This is a genomic window from Comamonas sp. Tr-654, from assembly GCF_011752915.1.
In the GTDB taxonomy this organism is placed as follows: Bacteria; Pseudomonadota; Gammaproteobacteria; order Burkholderiales; family Burkholderiaceae_C; genus Comamonas.
This window is the reverse complement of sequence record NZ_VWWQ01000009.1, coordinates 175,770-193,204: the sequence shown is the minus strand read 5'-3', so window position 1 is coordinate 193,204 and position 17,435 is coordinate 175,770. Positions and strand designations below refer to the sequence as shown.

Genomic DNA, 17,435 nt, shown 5'->3' with positions numbered 1-17,435 from the left:
TCAGCCGTTCATGCTCAGCAGCTGGCTGGCGGATTTATCGTTGGTTTCTGCGGTCTGCAGCAGCTTCATCTGCTGCTCGAACTGGCGCGAGGCGGCGATCATGCCGACCATGGTTTCGACGGAGTTCACGTTCGATCCTTCGATCGAGCCCGACAGCAGGCGTGCCGTCTCGTCGTTGGGCAGCGCATCGCCCTGGGCCGCGCGGAAAAAGCCGTCATCGCCGCGCACCAGCGGCTCGTCGACGGGCGGCGTGACCAGCTTCACTCGGCCCACGGCCACAGGCAACTGATTGCCCATCTTGGCGGTCAGCGTGCCGTCCGAGCCCAGGGAAATCGTGGACTCGGGCGGGATATCGATGGGCGCACCGCCGTCGGAGAGCACGGCCTGGCCGTTGCTGTTGACCAGTTGCCCTTCGGGCGAGATCTCGAACACGCCGTTGCGCGTGTAGGCCTCCTGGCCGTCAAGTCCCTGCACGGCAAACCAGGCGCGCCCCATGGCCATGGCATCCAGCGCACGGCCGGTGCGCTGGGCCGGGCCGGGAGTTTCCTGATAGCCGGAGGTGGCCTCCAGCGCAAACACGCGCGTGCCGGCTCCCGTGCCCTGCAGCGGCACCGAGCGGAAGGTGGACATCTCGGCGCGAAAGCCGTTGGTGCCGGCATTGGCCAGATTGTGGGCCAGCACGGCCTGACGCTGGGCAGCCGCATTGGCCCCAGTCATCGATGTATAAATTATTCTGTCCATGCTGACCTTTCTTGCGTCAAATCACTCGCTTTTTCCGCCTCCCCCCCGGATGCCGGCGCTCAGCCAGGGCGTCCAGTCAGGAGGCGCAAAGCGCCTCGGAGGCTTACCCGTTACCGCAGATTCACCAGGGTGGAGAACACCTGATCCTGCGTCTTGATGGTCTGGGCATTGGCCTGGTAGGAGCGCTGAGCCGTCATCATGTTGACCAGCTCGGCCGTCAGATCGACGTTGGACTCTTCCAGCGCACCCGACTGCAGCGAGCCGAAGGTGCCGGTCTGGGCCGAACCATTGAGCGCAGGACCGGAATCGGAGGTGGCCACCCATTTGTTGTTGCCGATGGAGCCAAGCCCCTGGGTATTGGTGAAGGCCGCCAGGGCGATCTGACCTTCGGTACGTGTGACGCCGTTGGAGTAGGAAGCCACGATGGAGCCGTCGCGGCCCACATTGATACCGGTCAGCGCGCCCGAGGTATAGCCGTCCTGCTTGAGGCTGCTGACGGCAAACTTGGTGCCGAACTGGGTCAGGCCGCCGAAATCGAAGGCCACGTCGAATGCGGGCAAGCCATTGGGATTGGCCGTGCCGCCGCTGATGCTCAGATTCAGCGTGGAGCCCGATCCTGTGGTCGGTGCATTGGGGGTAACGCTGGTGAGCTTGCCGCTGGTATCGAACACGGCCGTACCGATGGGCGTGGCCGAGGCATCGAGCGAGTCGAAGATGTTCCAGGTGTTGCCTGTGGCATCTTTCTCGAAATACAGATTGACGGGAATGGCCGTGCCCTGGGTGTCATACACATTGAGCGAGGTGCCATAGGTGGCACGCGGCGTGGCAGCCACGGGAGGCGTGGCCGTCGCGTCGCCGGCGGCAGCCGTGGCGCGCGCATCCAGATTCAGTTCCACATTCACCGTGGAGGTCTGCTTGGCAGGAATCGGCTGCCCTGTGGGAAAGCTCATCGGCACGGGAGTGGCGCCCGACTGGATCTTGCCGGTCGTAGGATCGACCACATAACCCATGACATTGTCGTTGTCCACGGTCTTGAGGTTGCCCTCCTTGTCCAGACCGAAGTTGCCGGCGCGCGTGTAGGCGATGCTGCCGTCGCTTTGCTTGACAACGAAAAAGCCGTTGCCGTTGATGGCGAGGTCCAGGTTGTTGCCCGTCGAAGTGATGGAGCCCTGCCGGAACTGCTGGGACACTGCGGCCACGTTGACGCCAATGCCGCTGCTCTGCCCGCTGGCCGAGCCGATGGCGCTGGCGATCATTTCAGCGAAGTCGGCGCGCGATGCCTTGAAGCCCGTGGTGTTGGAGTTGGCGATGTTGTGGCCGATGACGTCCAGATTCTTGCTGGCGGCGTTCAAGCCCGAGAGACCTTGTTGAAAACCCATGATGTGCTCCTCAATCAGTAAACGGCCTTGATGCCGGAATAAGCCACGCTGCTGCCGTTATCGAGTTCCAGTGACAGCGCGCCGTTGGCCGAGCTGGCGGCGATCACGGCATGGGGCGCCAGCGGTGTGGATGCCACGGCGGTCGTGCCATTGGTGGCCACCACGCTGTAGCGCAGCTGCGAAGAGTCGCCGCTGTATTTGTCCTTGCCTTCCCAGGTGAAGTAGTTGCGACCGGCCGCGCCGGCACCCAGATCGATGGTGTCCACCAGCTCGCCGCTGGCCGTGGTGATCTGGATCTTGACGCTGGCCGCCTGGTTTTCCAGATCGAAGGCGGCGGTATGCGTGCCGTCTGCCGCCACGCCCAGCGTGTTGCCCTCGGTCAGCACCGTGCGGCCGATCATGGAAGTGCCTTGCAGCACCTGCATGGCGGAGAACTGGCTGGACATGGAAGCCATGGTCTGGTTCAGCTGCTGGATGCCAGTCACGGTGTTGATCTGCGCCATCTGCGAGGTCATTTCCGCGTTGTCCATGGGATTCATGGGGTCCTGGTTGTTGAGCTGGGCCACCAGCAGCTTGAGGAAACGGTCCTGCGCCTCGTTGGGGTCGGTTACCGAGTTCTTGGTATTGCTGGTGGTGTTGGTCGTGGTGCCGTCCACGCTGCTTGCGCCGTAGATCATGTGTGTGTTCCCGGGCTTACTGGCCCATTTGCAGAGTCTTGAGCAGCAGCGTCTTGGCCGTGTTCATGACTTCCACGTTGTTCTGATAGGAGCGTGACGCCGAGATCATGTTGACCATCTCGTCCACGGCGCTCACGTTGGAGTGAGTGACATAGCCCTCGCCATCGGCCAGCGGATTGCTGGGGTCGTGGATGCGGCGTCCGGGCGTGTTGTCCTCGCTGATGGCATTGACCTTGACGCCTGCGCTGCCGTCATTGCCCATGGGAACGGTCTGGAACACGACCTGGCGCGCCTTGTAGACGCTGCCATCGGGGCCGGCCACGGCATCGACGTTGGCCAGATTGGAGGCCACCACGTTCAGACGCTGGGACTGGGCGCTGACCGCGCTGCCCGAGATATTGAAGATGGAAAACATGGACATGGTTTAGCTCCTGGGCTTACTGGCCTTGAATGGCGCTGAGCATGGTCTTGGCCTGGCCGTTGATGAAGCGCAGCGTGGCTTCGTAGCGCACGGAGTTGTCGACAAAGTTGGCGCGCTCGCGATCCAGATCCACGGTGTTGTTGTCCAGGCTGGGCTGGGAATTGACCGCATAGCCGAGCTTGGCCTTGAGTGCCTCGTCCGACATCTGCGCCTGCAGCGGGATATGGCCTGCCGTCGTGACGCTGGCCTGGGTCAAGGGCTTGGGCCCGCTGGTCGCGGCCATCAAGGCTTCGCGGAAATTGAAGTCGCGCGCCACGTAACCAGGGGTGTCGGCATTGGCGATATTGCTGGCAATCGCACGCTGGCGCTCGGCGCGCAGCAGCAGCGCCTCGCTTTGGAAGTCCAGTCGTTCGGTCATTTTGTTCAGCATTGCGGCCTCGCTTTCAGAATTCGGGGATGCCGGAGCCCACGGACTGCGGCATGCGAGGATTATGAAAATCGGCAGCGCAAACTAAAGCGCGAAGAAAGCGGTATTGCGCTGGCACTTCAAGCCATTGCGCAAGCCGGGTCGCGCCTATATTTGCAAGCATCGTCTGCAGCCTTGTGACTGCGGATACTTCAAAGGATTGATGCATGTCTGGCCGCTTTTCCCTGTCTCTGCGCCTTCGCCCCTCTCAAGGTCTGGCTGCGGCATGGGGTCTAGGCGCGCTGCTGCTGACGGCTGGCGCACAGGCCCAGGATGGCGCGGCGCAGCTCAGCCAGATCGGACAGCGCTTTGTCGATGCGGCTTTGCACCAGCCATCGACAGAGACCGTGCAGACCGGCAACGGCATGGCTTTGCGCATGGAGGTCCAGATGGGCCAGCTGGACTCGCGTCTGCGACTGGCAGCCTGCGCCAAGGTCGAGCCCTATCTGCCTGCGGGCAGTCGCCTCTGGGGTCGCACCCGGCTGGGCCTGCGTTGCGTGCAGGGCAGCGTGCCCTGGAACGTGTTCCTTCCCATCACCGTGCGAGCCTATGGCCCGGCCTGGGTAGCGCAGGGCAATATTCCCGCCGGCAAGACGCTGAGCGCCGAGGACGCCGTCCCCGCAGAAGTGGACTGGGCCGAGGACAGCGCTGCCGTATTCGCCAATGCAGAGGATTTCATCGGCATGGTCGCGGCGCGTCCGCTGACATCGGGGCAGGCTCTGCGCCAAAACATGGTGCGTCCGCCAGCCCTGTTCACAGCGGGATCGCCCGTGCAGGTGATGGTCAACGGCGGCGGTTTCAGCGTTGCCGGCTCGGGCAAGGCGATGGCAGCAGCCGGAGAAGGACAACAGGTTCGGGTTCGCATGGATAATGGCCGCCTTGTCACAGGAACGGTCAATGCCAATGGCGTGGTTCTGGTTCAATAACAAGAGAGTGCATACTCACTTTAAAGACCGTGCCAAATATTCCTCAAGTTTTACGCGCCCTTGTCGAAAGCAAGGCTACAGCGCCCTACGCCGATACAGGGCGATTGGAGAACCAGCATGAAGATAGGCAATAAGCCGGACCTGCAGCAGACCGCTGCAGCCGCCAAGCAGGCCCCGAAATCCGCAACTGCGGTTGCCACCGAAGAATCGACCAAAGGCTTGTCCGAGCGCGCCGCCGGTGTGCCCGTGTCCTTTTCGTCCTCGGCCCGCGCCCTGGAGGGCCAAAGCCGTACCAACACCGACTTTGATGCCGATCGCGTCAAGGCCATGCGCGAAGCCATTGCCAATGGCAGCTTCCGCGTCAACGCCGAGGCCGTGGCAGACAAGCTGCTGGCCAATACCGAAGAATTCCTGGTTCACGCCCGCGGCTGAAGCGCCCGCGGCTGAACTCCCGAATAGAGGCTGACCCGATGACCTTGCAGGAAATGCTCGATTCGCTGGATGCGGTGATTCAGACCGTTTCGGCATCGCTGCAGTCACCGGACGCATCCGCGCTGGAGCAGTCCAGCACCCGCCTTCGTGACGCCATGGTGGCGTTCTCCCAGCTCGCCAAACGCTTCTCGGCCGACGACTGGACGCCTGCGCTGCGCGAGCGTGCACAGAATCTGGACCGCGAAATCTCCCTGGTCCGTGACCAACTGGCGCGGCTTTCCGTGCTCAACCAGCGCCGTACCAAGGCACTGGTGCCTGCGGCCGAAGACAGCACCTACGAAAGCAGCCTGCGCGGCGCATCGCAGACCGGCCGCGCACGCATCTATCACGCAGCCAGCTAGGCTCGAATCGGCAACTCCAGCAAAAAGGCGAGCCAGAGGCTTGCCTTTTCTTGTTTTGGCAGGTCTCAGTGCTCGCCCTTGGCGATCTTCACCGGCCGCCAGGCCCAGACGCCATAGGCGCGGGTAAAGCCCTCAGGCAATGGGTCCGGTGCCACTACCACCTCGATGATGCGGGCACTCGGCAGCTCATCCTCGCGAATCCAGGGGCTGTATTGCAGGTTGCGCTCCACATAGACGCGCGGACGCTCGGGCAGCTCCATGGCAATGCGCCCGGCCAGCGCCTGCGGTCCGATGATGATGTCGACAGGGCCGCCCAGTGCCTGATGCGCCGCCGGCGCCAGACCTTCCACGATCTTGTCCACGGGGATATGGTTCTGATGGGTGCTCTTGTAGCCCGACAGCCCCATGGGCGAAGCCAGCCAGAACTGCAGCAACAGCAGCGCCTGCAGAACCCCAAACGTCAGCCAGGCGGCACGCATGTCCCCGGCTGCACCCCAGCTCCGTGGCGAGCGCGCCCACTCCATGACGGCCGGCACGCACAGGAACATGAAGGCCGTACCCCATTGCAGGTGCAGATAGGAGCCCGTAAACAGGCACAGCACCAGCATGGCCAGCAGCGGCACCAGGCCCCAGAGCAGCCAGAACTCGCGCAGCATCCTGTCCGCGTCGACTGGCACCTCCTTTGCAGGCACAGTCTGCGCTCCAGTCTTGCCCGCCCTGCGGCGCCCCCACCAGAGAGCCACACCCAGCACGATCCAGGCAGGCATGCAGCGGTTGAAGATCCAGTCCACCGCAAACGTCCAGGACATCTTGATGCGCGCTGCCGTATCCAGGTGCAAACCCAGGGACGTGCGCTCCGCGTAATGCATGGGCATCCAGTCATGGGTTTTCAGCCAGTACAGATGAGGAGACAGCACCAGCAGGCCGACCGCAGCGGCCAGCGCTGCGCCCTTGACATGCACCGGGTTCTTCCAGGCACCAATGCGCAGCCACCACAGGCCGATCACCCCCAGCGCAAGCACATACTGATATTTGCTGAGCATGCCCAGGCCCGAAACCAGGCCCAGCCAGGCCCAACCCGCCAGGGACGGCTTCTGCGTGACATGCCAGGTCAGCGCCACGGCCAGCGATATCCACAGCATCATCACGACGTTGTGGTTGTAGTAGTAGAGCCGCCCGCAATAGAAGGTGATGCTCAGCGCCGCCAGCAGACCCACCATGGCATACGCCCGGCCCCGCATATCGCACAGCAGCTTCCAGAAAATCGCCAATGAGCCCAGTGTGAGCACGCCGCCCAGCACATAGGTCAGCCCTATGGACGGACCAAAGACAGCCGCAGAGGCAGCCATGATCCAGGTCGGCATCGGCGGATGCTTGAAATAGCCCAGCTCCAGGGAGTGCATCCAGATCAACTGCTCCACGTTGTCCCCGGGCGCAGCCAGGGCCGTCACCCAGTGAATGGCCAGCCAGATCACGCCGTATACGGCGAGCAAGGCGGCAACGGCACGGCCGCCAAGAACAAGAGATTCGCGTTGAGCAGCGGTCATCAGACGATCAGGAAAGAAGCAGGAGCAGTAGGGGCGTGAGTATAACGACGGCCTTTTTGAAGCAGTGCAAACCGTGGCCGGCCCAGCAAGCAGTTACAGACTTGCGCGAAAATCCTGCCCCATGACCGATTTTCACGCCGAATATGCTCCCGCAGCCCCGCCAGCCCAGTTGCCGCGCCAGCCGCTGAGGCTGAGCTGCGTGGTGCCGGCCTATAACGAACAAGCCAATATCGAGGGGTTTCTGCGTGCGCTGGCCGAAACGGTCAGGGCCTTGACGCCCGACTTCGAGATCGTGGTGGTCAACGACGGCAGCCGCGACGCCACACATGAGCTGAGCCTGAGCCTGGCGCAGGAGCTGCCGCTGCGTTATCTGGCCTTGTCGCGCAACTTTGGCAAGGAAGCCGCGCTGTCTGCCGGCATAGACCACGCCCGAGGCAATGCCGTGCTGCTGATCGACGCCGACTTCCAGCATCCGCTGGAGATGCTGGCCGAAATGCACAGGCTGTGGCAATCGGGTTACGAGATGATCTATGGCGTAATTGCCGACCGCGGCGCAGAAAGCGGTGCCAAGCGCATGGGCACCCAGCTGTTCTACCGCGTGATGAACTCGGGCAGCTCGGTCAAGATGCCGCCGAACGCAGGCGACTTCCGCTGGATGGACCGCAAGGTCGTCGATGCGCTCAAGGCTTTGCCGGAGAACAATCGCTTCATGAAGGGTCTGTACGCCTGGGTTGGCTTCAAGACCGTGGCCCTGCCCTTTGTCCCCAGGGACCGTGCGGCGGGCAGCTCCAGCTTCAATCTACGCCGCCTGGGATCGCTGGCCCTCTTGGGACTGACCTCCTTCACCACCCTGCCACTGCGCGTCTGGAGCATGGTGGGAGCCGGCATTTCCCTGCTGGCTCTGGCCTATGGCCTGTGGATTGCGGCCGAAGCCCTATTCTTTGGCAACCCTTTGCGCGGCTGGCCCACACTGGCCGCCAGCATCATGCTGTTCTCGGGCGTGCAACTGCTGTCCATCGGCATTCTGGGCGAGTACATCGGTCGCATCTACGAAGAGGTCAAGCGCCGCCCGATCTATCTGGTGGCCCATGATGAAGACCGCAGCCCGCTGCGCGAGCCATCGTGATCGCGGGCGCGCTGCAAAGACTGCGCCGCCTGCCGCAGCTGCTGCAGTTCGTGCTGGTGGGCGGCTCGGCAGCCGCCACGCATCTGGCGGTGGTCGCCCTGCTGGTGTCACTGCTGGGCCTGCCGCCGCTCGGCGCCAATGTACTGGCGTTTCTCGTGGCCTTTATGGTCAGCTACAACGGTCATGCGCTGCTCACTTTTTCAGCAGCGCAGGCCAGGGGCTGGCCGGTGATGGCGAAATTCTTTGCCGTGGCCTGTCTTTCCTTTGTCGCCAATGAGCTGCTCTACTACATCGCCCTGAACTGGCTGCACTGGCATTACTTCTGGAGTCTGGCCGCCGTGCTGGTGCTGGTGGCCATTGGCACTTTTGTCATGAGCAAGTTCTGGGCCTTCAAGGCAGGCAGCGCCGCATGAATCACATGAAAACCTCCCGCGCCATCCTGCTGTGTGCCGACGATTACGCCCTGCATCCGCTGGTGGACGAGGCCGTGCAGCAGTTGACGCTTGCCGGTCGTCTGTCGGCCACCAGCTGCATGACCACCTCGCCACTCTGGCCGCAAGCCGCGCCGGCATTGCGGGAGTTGCGTCCCCGGCTCTCGGTGGGTCTGCACTTCAACCTGACCGAAGACCATGGCGGACAGCATGGAGCCCGGGCGCTGGGCACGGTGCTACGCCAGGCCTATGCCAGGCAGATACCGCAGGAACTGATGCGCCAGGCCTGGCGCGAACAGCTCGATGCTTTCGAGCAGGTCATGGGCACGGCCCCAGACTTCATAGATGGCCACCAGCATGTGCATCAGTTGCCGGGTCTGCGAGCGGCCATGCAGCAGGAGCTCCAGAGCCGCTACGCCGCGCACGAGATGCCCTGGGTGCGCTCCACGGCACCGGCCGCAGGTCTGTGGCGCAGCCCCAAGGCCGCCATCATTGCCTTGCTAGGCGGCTGGGCCACCACCAGACGGCTACGCCACGCAGGCATCCCCATGAACCATGGCTTTGGCGGCGTCTATGGCTTTGATGCCCCCGACACCGCCAGCTATGGCAGGCAGATGGCCGGCTGGCTACCGCATATGGCGGCTGGCGGCCTGCTGATGTGTCACCCGGCCAGCGGCGTGGTGCAGGGCGATGCCATAGGCAGGCAGCGCCCCGTGGAGTTCGGCTATCTGATGTCGGATGCTTTTGGCGAGCTGCTGCAGCGCACCGGCTGCCATATCCATCAAGGTCCCATACAACTGGGCTAAGACTTTGGGGACTGCTCCCGCATCCCGGCCACCGCCCGCTCAAAGACCCGCCAGAAGGCGGCGTCCTGCGTGGTCGCGAAATTGATGCGCATGCAGGTGCTGGAGCCCCGGCTGGCATGAAACATGGCACCGGGGGCAATCATGTAGCCCTGATCCAGCAGCAGTTGGGTCAGTACCTCGGTATCCACACCGGTATCCACCCAGCCGAACATGCCCGCAGGCTCGGCCACAAAACGGCAACCGGCAGCCTGGGCCAGCGCCACGCTGCGCATGCGCGCCTGGGCCAGATGCTGGCGCAGCCGCTCGGCATGGCGGCGCAGCTGGCCTTGCTCCATGCACAGGGCCAGGGCCTGCTCCATGGGGGTCGGCGTGGACAGTGTAGACAGCAGCTTGGTGTCCAGCAGTCTCTCGACCAGCTCGGGCGGCGCAGCCAGATAGCCCAGGCGCCAGTTGGGCACCAGCACCTTGGCAAAGCCGCTAATGTAGATGCTGCGCTGCAGCCGGTCCAGCACCGACACGCGTGGTGCGTGATCAGACGCAATATGACAGTAGCTATCGTCCTCCACCACATAAAAGCCATGGCGCTGCGCCATCTGCAGCACCTCATGGGCGCTGGCCGCGCTCAGGCTGTAGCCCGTGGGGTTGTGCAGCACGCTGACACTCACATAGAGCTTGGGGGCCATGGTCTCGCAATAGCGCTGCATCACCGCCATGTCCGGCCCCTCGGGTCCGCGCGGCACCGGCAGCACGCGCATGCCCATGGCGGCCAGGCGCGCATATTCCACGGCCCAGCCCGGCTCTTCCACCATCACCGGATCGCCGGGCTGTAGCAGGGCCCGGCTCACGATGTCCAGCGCCTGGGTCGCGCCCAGGGTGGTGATGATCTGGCCCGGCCCGGCAGCGATGCCTATGCGCTGCATGCGCCGTGCCAGCGCCTCGCGCAGCCGGCTGTCGCCCATGGGTTCGCCGTAGCGCACCAGCGATTCGCGCAGCGCCTGCCCGCTGGTGACCTTGCGCATGGCCGCCACCAGAAAGCCGGCATCCAGCCACTCGGCGGGCAGCACACCGGCACCGGGCTGGGGTTTGCCGGCCACGCTCTCCACAAACATGCCGCGGATCAGCATGGTGGCGTTGATGCGCGTGCCCGGCGGGATGCCTACCGGGGTATTGACTGCTCCCTCATTGATAGCTATCTGCGCTTTACTGTCCTGCGTTTGAAGCGGATTTTGCACAATATCGCGCACAAAGAAGCCGCGTTGCGGCCTGGCCTCGACCAGTCCCTGGGCCTGCAGCAGGTCGTAGGCAGCCACCACCGTGTACGGACTCACGCCCTGCTGGCGCGCACATTCACGCACCGAAGGCAGGCGCGCGCCTGCGGGCAGCAGCCTGGTGCGTATGCGTTCGGCCAGACGCTCGGCCAGTTGCTGGGTCAGGGTCAGGGCCGCCTGGCGGGACAGGGAGATGGACATGGTGATGTGCAGCGAACTGTATTGAAGCGGATACCAATACAGAAGTCATAATTGTGAGACTGTCTGTATAGGTACTGTAATGGTCTCAAGCGTATATTGAGTCCATCAACCTCTCTTGGCCGCCCTCCACACAGGGCTATGGTCACGGTCTTCGGCCTCACCGACTGCAGACCACACTGTCGCAATTGCCCGCCAGCCCACACAGGCAAACCGGCCGCGACACAATAAGCCCCACCTGCTGGTGCATAGTTGCAGCGCCTTGCGCACCGCAGCGATTGCATCCCGAGCCCCAAGCTCGGGCCGGCACATGCCCGACAATGGCGTGAGAATGCACACCGGCCAGCCCTGCTCGGGCTGGCAACGTAGAGATCGAGTACTGTTTTATGACAACCTGGACGCTGGCAGAACGTGCTGCCAAGATGAATTCCTCCGCCATCCGCGAGATCCTCAAGCTGACCGACCGCCCCGGCATCATCAGCATGGCTGGCGGCCTGCCCTCCACCAAGGCCTTCCCCTTGGACGCGTTCACCGAAGCCTGCCAGACCGTGATGCAGCGTGACGGCGCCGCAGCCCTGCAGTACTCGACCACCGAAGGCTTTGCCCCGCTACGTCAGGCGATTGCCGACTTCCTGCCCTGGAACGTCGATCCCGAACAGATCCTGATCACCACCGGCAGCCAGCAGGCGCTGGACCTGATCGGCAAGGTGTTCCTGGACAAGGGCAGCCGTCTGCTGGTCGAAAAGCCCACCTACCTGGGCGCCCTGCAGGCCTTCACTCCCATGGAACCCGTGGCCGTGGGCGTGGACAGCGATGACGAAGGCATGCTGATCGACGACTTTGCCAAGCAGATCGGCAGCGGCGCCGGCAAGGCCCGCCTGGCCTATGTGCTGCCCAACTTCCAGAACCCCACCGGCCGCACCATGAGCGACGCGCGCCGTCAGGCTCTGGTCGACAAGGCCAGGGAACTGGACATTCCCCTCATCGAGGACAACCCCTACGGCGACCTCTGGTACGAGCAGGAACCTCCCCTGCCCCTGGCTGCACGCAACCCCGAGGGCGTGATCTACATGGGCTCGTTCTCCAAGGTGCTGGCCCCCGGCCTGCGCATCGGCTTCATCGTCGCGCCCAAGTCCGTGTATGGCAAGCTGACCCAGGCCAAGCAGGCTGCCGACCTGCACACCCCCAGCTTCAACCAGCGCGTGGTGGCCGAGGTCATCAAGGACGGCTTCCTGGACCGCCATGTGCCCACCATCCGCGCCATGTACAAGGCCCAGCGCGATGTGATGCTGATGGCCCTGGAGCGCGAAATGGCCGGCCTCGACGTGAAGTGGACTCGTCCCGTGGGCGGCATGTTCCTCTGGGTCAGGCTGCCTGCGGGCATGGACGCCCAGGCCCTGCTGGCCAAGGCCGTGGAGCGCAATATGGCCTTTGTGCCCGGCGCGCCCTTCTATGCCGGCGATGCGCAAAACAACACGCTGCGCCTGTCGTATGTGACGGTGTCTGCCGAGCAGATCAACATCGGCATCAAGTCCCTGGCCGAGGCCATCAAGGCCAGCTTGTAACTGGTGAACACCCCCTGAGGCGCTGACGCGCCTAGGCGGCCCCGCCTTCCCCCTCTCTCGCTTTGCTGCGCAATGCGGGAGGGGGACGACAGCCTCGCCGCGAGGCGGCTCTTGCTCGCTGTCTCTGATGTGCGATGGCAAGCTCCAGGTCCTATCAACCGGCGCTGTGCGGAACCTCCGTGCAGCGCCGGTTTTTCTTTTTGCCGACAATCGCTGCCCATGTCTGCCTGTGCACATACCAGCCCTATCTCTCGTCCCTATATGACCGTGGACGTGTTCACGCACACCGCGCTGCTCGGCAACCCCGTGGCCGTGGTGCTGGGTGCCGATGGCTTGAGCGAGGCCCAGATGCAGGCCTTCGCGCGCTGGACCAATCTGTCGGAAACCACTTTTGTGCTGCAGCCCACGCCCAAGGGACTGGCTGCGGGCGCCGACTACCAGCTACGGATCTTCACGCCCGCGGGCGAGCTGGCTTTTGCCGGCCACCCCACGCTGGGCAGCTGCCATGCCTGGCTGGCCCAGGGCGGCCAGCCGCGCAACCCCGAGCAGGTGCTTCAGGAGTGCAAGAAAGGTCTGGTAGCCATTGGCTGCGATACGCAAGGCGCGCTGTTTTTCGAAGCGCCTTCGCTCGACTCCCAGGAAATTCCCGAAGTGGAGCTGGCCCCCGTGCTGCAGGCGCTGGGCTTGCAGCGTGAGCAGCTGCTGATGGCGCGCAGCCTCCATAACGGCTCGCCCTGGCTGGGCCTGCTGCTCGACCACCCCGATACAGTTCTGAGTGTGGAGCCGGACTTTGGAGCGCTCAAGAAGCTGGGGGCCAAAGCCGGTCTGGCAGCCATTTATGAGGTGGAAGAGGATGCCCCGCTGATTGGCCGTTCCAGCCGCGAGGCCCGCGCTTTTGCGAAGCAGGCTGAAGAAGCCGCTTATGAAAAAGTGACTTCAGCTCAGCCGCGTCTGGAAGTGCGCGCCCTGGTCGGCGAGACAGCGAGCGAAGACCCTGTCACCGGCAGCCTGAATGCAGCGCTGGCCCAATGGCTGACGGGCGAAGGTCTGCTGCAGACGCCCTATATCGCCGCGCAAGGCGTATGCGTGGGCCGTGACGGCCAGGTCCATGTGCAGACCGCAGCCAACGGCAAGCTCTGGGTGGGCGGCCACACCGTGACCGTCACCTCAGGCCGCGTCCTGCTTTAAACCTCGGGGCCGGCTCAGAGCTGAGCCGGCGTCATCCTGCAAATCTGGTCGGCCATAGTTTCGGCTTCCTGCGCATTGTGCGTGACCAGAATCGCCGTCTGTCCGGCAGACTGCAGAATGTCGCGCACCTCCAGTGTCAGGCGCTCGCGCGTGGCAGCGTCGAGGTTCGAAAATGGTTCATCGAGCAGCAGCAGGGCAGGGGACGGCGCCAGGGCCCGCGCCAGGGCCACGCGCTGCTGCTGGCCGCCGGACAGCTCGTGCGGGAACTTGCTACCTGAATCCGCCAGCCCCACCACGGCAAGCAGTTCCTGCACACGTTTGTCGCGCTCTGGCTTGCCCATACGGCGCAGGCCGAAACCCACGTTCTGTGCGGCCGACAGGTGCGGGAACAGCCCGTACTCCTGGAACATCATGCCCACATGGCGCTGCTCGGGAGGCAGATGCGTGCCGGGGCCGGAGAGCAGCACCTTGCCCAGATGAATGCTGCCCGCGCGCACCGGCTCGAAACCCGCGATGGCACGCAGCACCGAAGTCTTGCCACACCCCGAGGGGCCCAGCAGGCTGGCGATATGGCCGGCAGGTACGTGAAGATCAAAACCCTGCAGGACCGTATGAAAGCCCTGAGGCGATTCGTAGCCCAGTTGCAGCTGTGCAATTTGTAGAGAGGCAGTCATGCAATCACTTCATATTCAATAGCTGCTGACGCAGTGCCCTAAAGCATTTGAGGCAGATTTCATATTATTTCTTCTCATCCGACAGCTGCGTGCGTGCCAGCAGCATGACGGGAATCAGCCCCGCGACCACAATGCACAACGCGGCGATCGCACCCTCCTCATAGGTGCCGCGCGCGGCTTCGGCATAGAGCCAGGTGGCCAGGGTATCGAAATCGGCCGGGCGCAGCAGCAAGGTGGCGGGCAGCTCTTTCATTGCATCGACAAACACCAGCATGGCGCTAGTCGCCATGGCGGGGCGCAGCAGCGGCAGGTGCACGCGGCGCAGCGTGCCCAGGCGGCTTTCGCCCAGCAGGCGCGAGGCCTGCTCCAGCGTCGGCGGGATACGCGCCAGCCCGGCCTCGATACCGCCCACGGGCATGACCAGAAAGCGAATTACGCAAGCAGCGACCAGCACCACGCCCAGACCCATCAGCGGCAAGCCCTTGGCACCAAACAGGCTGGCCAGCCCCGCATCCAGCGCCAACGCGGGAGTCAGCAAACCAATCGCCAGTACCGTGCCCGGCACCGCGTAGCCCAGAGCCGCCACCTGCGCAGGCCAGCGCGATGGCGATCGGGCGCTGATGCCGGTGCGCGTGGACCAGGCGATAACCAGACCGGCCGCCACCGCAATCACAGTGACGCCCAGCGCCAGCCCTAGCGTGTTGAGCAGGCTGGAGACCAGTCCCTCTGACACGCCCGAACCCTGTACCAGTCGCTTGCCGCTTTCCCAGGCCAGATAGGCCGCCGGTGCGGCAAAGCCGATCAGCACCGGCAGGATGCAGGCCAGCGTGGCCAGCCAGGCCTTGCCTGCAGGCAGACGATGCGACTCTATGGCGCGCATGCGCTGGGCAAAGCCAAAGCGCTGGCGACTGCGACCCTGACGCTCCAGCCAGACCAGGGCCACCACAGCCAGCAGCATGGAGCAGGCAATCTGCGCGGCACCAGCCAGATCGGAGCGCGTGACCCAGGTGGTGTAGATCGATACCGTGAGCGTGTGCACGCCCAAAAACTCGGAAGCACCGATATCGTTGAGCGTCTCCAGCAGCGCCAGGCTCAGGCCCACGACCAGCGCTGGTCGCGCCATGGGCAGGGCCACGCGCCAAAAAGCACCCCAGTGGGTCTCACCCAGCGAGCGTGCGGCTTCCATCAGATGCGCCGGCTGGGTCATGAACATGGCCCGCGCCGTCATATACACATAAGGGTAGAGCGTGAACCCCAGCACGAAGATCGCACCGCCCATGGAGCGCAGATCGGGCAGGCGCCACTGCCGCGGGCTGTCGTAACCCAGCAGCCAGCGCAGCGCGCCCTGCACCGGGCCTATGGGGTGCAGCAGATCCAGATAGGCAAAGGCCACGATATAGGCCGGCATGGCCAGCGGCAGCAGCAGCGCCCAGTGCAGCCAGCGCCGTCCCGGAAAATCGCAGGCGGTCACCAGCCAGGCACAGCCCGTGCCCACCACCAGCACCACCAGGCCCACCCCGCCCAGGAGCCAGGCCGTATTGGCTGCGGCATCGGGCAGCACATAGCTCAGCAGATCCTGCCAGTGCGCCCAGTCCGAGCCCAGCGCCAGCCAGGCCAGCGAGGCAATGGGCGCAAACACCCCCAGCGCAATCAACCAGCTTGCGCCCTGCCACACCGGCCCGACGGGCCGCAGCCCTGAACGAAGATAAGAAAACATCAAAAAACCAAAAAGGAAACGGCCCTTGGACAGGCATGCTCCATCAAAGGAACACCGAGCAAGGGCCGCCTCGCAGCGAAGGTGTTGTCCCCCTCCCGCGAAGCCAGAGAGGGCGCCCGGTCAGGGGGAAGGCGCGTCAGCGCCTCAGGGGGGGCTACTTATTTATCAAACCCCACCTTGTCGACCAGCACGCTGGCGGCCTTGCGGTGCTTGGCGATCTCGGTCAGCGGCAGCGGATCAATCTTCAGCTCGCCAATACTGCGGGCCACCACGGGATCCAGCGCCACGCCCCTGCGCACAGGGTGCTCATAGTTGGCTTCAGCGTACATATTCTGGGCCGGCTCGGACACCAGGAACTCCAGCAGCTTCACGGCCTGATCGCGGTTGGGCGCATGCTTGGCCACCGAGGCGCCACTGATATTGATATGCGTGCCGCTCTTGGGATCGTTGAAAGTAGGCTTGACGACCTTGATGGCATCGCCCCACTTGCGTGCGTCCGTACCTTCCTTGGCCGCCTTCATATGGCCCACGTAGTAGGTGTTGCCCAGGCCCACATCGCAGATGCCGCCCAGGATGTCTCGGGCGATGTCGCGGTCGCCGCCCGTGGCCTTGCGCGCCAGATTGGCCTTGACGCCCTTGAGCCACTGTTCGGTCTTGGCTTCGCCGTCATGGGCAATCATGGCTGCAATCAGCGCCGTGCTGTAGGGATGCTGGCCGGCACGGCTGCAGACCTTGCCCTTGAACTGGGGCTTGGCCAGGTCTTCATAGCGGAAGGCGCCGAGCTTCATGTCCTTTTCGGCATACAGCACGCGGGCCCGCATGGACAGTGCGAACCACTGGTTGTCTGCGGCGCGCAACTGGGCCGGAATGGCCGCTTCCAGCACGCTGGACTTGACGGGCTGGGTCACGCCACCGTCCACCAGATCCACCAGATTGCCGATGTCCACCGTCATCAGCACATCGGCAGGCGAGCGCTGGCCTTCGGCCTTGACGCGCTCCAGCAAGCCGTCCTTGACAAAGACCGTCTTCACACCGATCTTGGTCTGCGCCGTGAAGGCTGCCAGCAAGGGCTGAATCAGTGCCGGTTCACGGGTGGTGTAGAGCGTGATGTCCTCGGCGTGGGCGGACAGCGCAGGGGCGCACAGGCTGGCAACGGCGGCCAGTGCAAACAGGGGTCGTCGAAACATGAAGGGCTCCAGGAGGTGAACAGGCATAAAAAAACACGCTCCGCCTCGAAACCGACGACCCTCCTGCCAGCCAAGTGCAGGAGATCCATGAACCAGTATCGAAAGCGGAGCGTGTTTTTATGTTTTTGAGAATAGCTCTCAACTATCTTAACCGAGAGGCATGCCCTGCCCGAACTCCAATCCGGACGTCGGTTGCGGAAATAGGCATCCTGGCGCTGTCGCCCAAGCGCCAGCAGGTCGCAGGCATGACAGCGCCGCAAGCGGGCAAGGCCCAACATCCGCGCC

Annotated in this window: 18 protein-coding genes; 8 read left to right on the top strand and 10 right to left on the bottom strand. The window is 63.9% G+C overall.

The window, feature by feature from the left end:
• The 5 genes from flgF to flgB all read right to left on the bottom strand — a co-directional run bounded on the left by flgF (position 1) and on the right by flgB (position 3,648).
• Positions 1 to 741, bottom strand: coding sequence for a flagellar basal-body rod protein FlgF (flgF, locus tag F3J24_RS23355; RefSeq protein WP_167011079.1), 741 nt, complete (start codon positions 739 to 741; stop codon positions 1 to 3).
• A 110-nt stretch (positions 742 to 851) separates the two neighbouring features.
• Positions 852 to 2,120 carry a flagellar hook protein FlgE gene (flgE, locus tag F3J24_RS23350; protein ID WP_167011076.1) on the bottom strand — a complete coding sequence of 423 codons (1,269 nt, stop codon included), beginning with the start codon at positions 2,118 to 2,120 and terminating at the stop codon, positions 852 to 854.
• A gap of 14 nt (positions 2,121 to 2,134) precedes the next feature.
• The gene (locus tag F3J24_RS23345) at positions 2,135 to 2,797 is read right to left on the bottom strand and encodes a flagellar hook assembly protein FlgD (protein WP_043006485.1); all 663 of its coding nucleotides are present in this window, start codon (positions 2,795 to 2,797) and stop codon (positions 2,135 to 2,137) included.
• 16 nt (positions 2,798 to 2,813) lie between these two features.
• The gene (flgC, locus tag F3J24_RS23340) at positions 2,814 to 3,218 is read right to left on the bottom strand and encodes a flagellar basal body rod protein FlgC (RefSeq protein ID WP_003059205.1); all 405 of its coding nucleotides are present in this window, start codon (positions 3,216 to 3,218) and stop codon (positions 2,814 to 2,816) included.
• A 16-nt stretch (positions 3,219 to 3,234) separates the two neighbouring features.
• The gene (gene flgB, locus F3J24_RS23335; RefSeq protein ID WP_003059206.1) at positions 3,235 to 3,648 is read right to left on the bottom strand and encodes a flagellar basal body rod protein FlgB; all 414 of its coding nucleotides are present in this window, start codon (positions 3,646 to 3,648) and stop codon (positions 3,235 to 3,237) included.
• Positions 3,649 to 3,851: 203 nt separating this feature from the next.
• Between flgB and flgA the strand changes: the two genes are divergently transcribed.
• From flgA to F3J24_RS23315, 3 genes are all read left to right on the top strand, one after another.
• Positions 3,852 to 4,610 carry a flagellar basal body P-ring formation chaperone FlgA gene (gene flgA / locus F3J24_RS23325; protein ID WP_167011072.1) on the top strand — a complete coding sequence of 253 codons (759 nt, stop codon included), beginning with the start codon at positions 3,852 to 3,854 and terminating at the stop codon, positions 4,608 to 4,610.
• A gap of 117 nt (positions 4,611 to 4,727) precedes the next feature.
• Positions 4,728 to 5,042, top strand: coding sequence for a flagellar biosynthesis anti-sigma factor FlgM (flgM, locus tag F3J24_RS23320; protein WP_167011070.1), 315 nt, complete (start codon positions 4,728 to 4,730; stop codon positions 5,040 to 5,042).
• 38 nt (positions 5,043 to 5,080) lie between these two features.
• Positions 5,081 to 5,443 carry a hypothetical protein gene (locus F3J24_RS23315; protein WP_167011068.1) on the top strand — a complete coding sequence of 121 codons (363 nt, stop codon included), beginning with the start codon at positions 5,081 to 5,083 and terminating at the stop codon, positions 5,441 to 5,443.
• Between the two features lie 65 nt (positions 5,444 to 5,508).
• Here the strand turns inward: F3J24_RS23315 and F3J24_RS23310 are convergent, their stop codons facing one another.
• Positions 5,509 to 6,990 (bottom strand): glycosyltransferase family 39 protein, encoded by a 1,482-nt coding sequence (locus F3J24_RS23310; protein WP_167011066.1) that lies wholly within the window; start codon positions 6,988 to 6,990, stop codon positions 5,509 to 5,511.
• Between the two features lie 121 nt (positions 6,991 to 7,111).
• Between F3J24_RS23310 and F3J24_RS23305 the strand changes: the two genes are divergently transcribed.
• From F3J24_RS23305 to F3J24_RS23295, 3 genes are read left to right on the top strand one after another with little or no spacing between them, the layout of a single operon-like run.
• Positions 7,112 to 8,116, top strand: a complete 1,005-nt coding sequence (locus F3J24_RS23305; protein WP_167011064.1) for a glycosyltransferase family 2 protein — start codon at positions 7,112 to 7,114, stop codon at positions 8,114 to 8,116.
• Entirely contained in the window at positions 8,113 to 8,529 is a 417-nt protein-coding gene (locus F3J24_RS23300) for a GtrA family protein (RefSeq protein WP_370527768.1), read from the top strand. The genes F3J24_RS23305 and F3J24_RS23300 overlap by 4 nt, the downstream gene beginning before the upstream one ends.
• The gene (locus F3J24_RS23295; RefSeq protein WP_167011062.1) at positions 8,526 to 9,353 is read left to right on the top strand and encodes a ChbG/HpnK family deacetylase; all 828 of its coding nucleotides are present in this window, start codon (positions 8,526 to 8,528) and stop codon (positions 9,351 to 9,353) included. Before F3J24_RS23300 ends, F3J24_RS23295 begins: the two co-directional genes overlap by 4 nt.
• On the opposite strand, the gene F3J24_RS23290 is transcribed toward F3J24_RS23295, so the two are convergent.
• Complete coding sequence (locus F3J24_RS23290) at positions 9,350 to 10,822, bottom strand: PLP-dependent aminotransferase family protein (protein WP_167011060.1); 1,473 nt, start codon at positions 10,820 to 10,822, stop codon at positions 9,350 to 9,352. The genes F3J24_RS23295 and F3J24_RS23290 overlap by 4 nt on opposite strands.
• Before the next feature lie 383 nt (positions 10,823 to 11,205).
• On the opposite strand from F3J24_RS23290, the gene F3J24_RS23285 reads away from it, so the two are divergent.
• Both F3J24_RS23285 and F3J24_RS23280 read left to right on the top strand, forming a co-directional pair.
• The gene (locus F3J24_RS23285; RefSeq protein WP_167011057.1) at positions 11,206 to 12,384 is read left to right on the top strand and encodes a PLP-dependent aminotransferase family protein; all 1,179 of its coding nucleotides are present in this window, start codon (positions 11,206 to 11,208) and stop codon (positions 12,382 to 12,384) included.
• 261 nt (positions 12,385 to 12,645) lie between these two features.
• Positions 12,646 to 13,572, top strand: a complete 927-nt coding sequence (locus tag F3J24_RS23280) for a PhzF family phenazine biosynthesis protein (protein WP_205244941.1) — start codon at positions 12,646 to 12,648, stop codon at positions 13,570 to 13,572.
• 14 nt (positions 13,573 to 13,586) lie between these two features.
• Here F3J24_RS23280 and F3J24_RS23275 read toward each other — a convergent pair whose 3' ends face one another.
• The 3 genes from F3J24_RS23275 to F3J24_RS23265 all read right to left on the bottom strand — a co-directional run bounded on the left by F3J24_RS23275 (position 13,587) and on the right by F3J24_RS23265 (position 17,150).
• Complete coding sequence (locus F3J24_RS23275) at positions 13,587 to 14,246, bottom strand: ABC transporter ATP-binding protein (RefSeq protein ID WP_167011054.1); 660 nt, start codon at positions 14,244 to 14,246, stop codon at positions 13,587 to 13,589.
• Between the two features lie 64 nt (positions 14,247 to 14,310).
• Entirely contained in the window at positions 14,311 to 15,963 is a 1,653-nt protein-coding gene (locus F3J24_RS23270) for an iron ABC transporter permease (RefSeq protein WP_167011052.1), read from the bottom strand.
• A gap of 158 nt (positions 15,964 to 16,121) precedes the next feature.
• Positions 16,122 to 17,150, bottom strand: a complete 1,029-nt coding sequence (locus tag F3J24_RS23265) for an extracellular solute-binding protein (protein ID WP_167011050.1) — start codon at positions 17,148 to 17,150, stop codon at positions 16,122 to 16,124.
• Between the last annotated feature and the right edge of the window lie 285 nt (positions 17,151 to 17,435).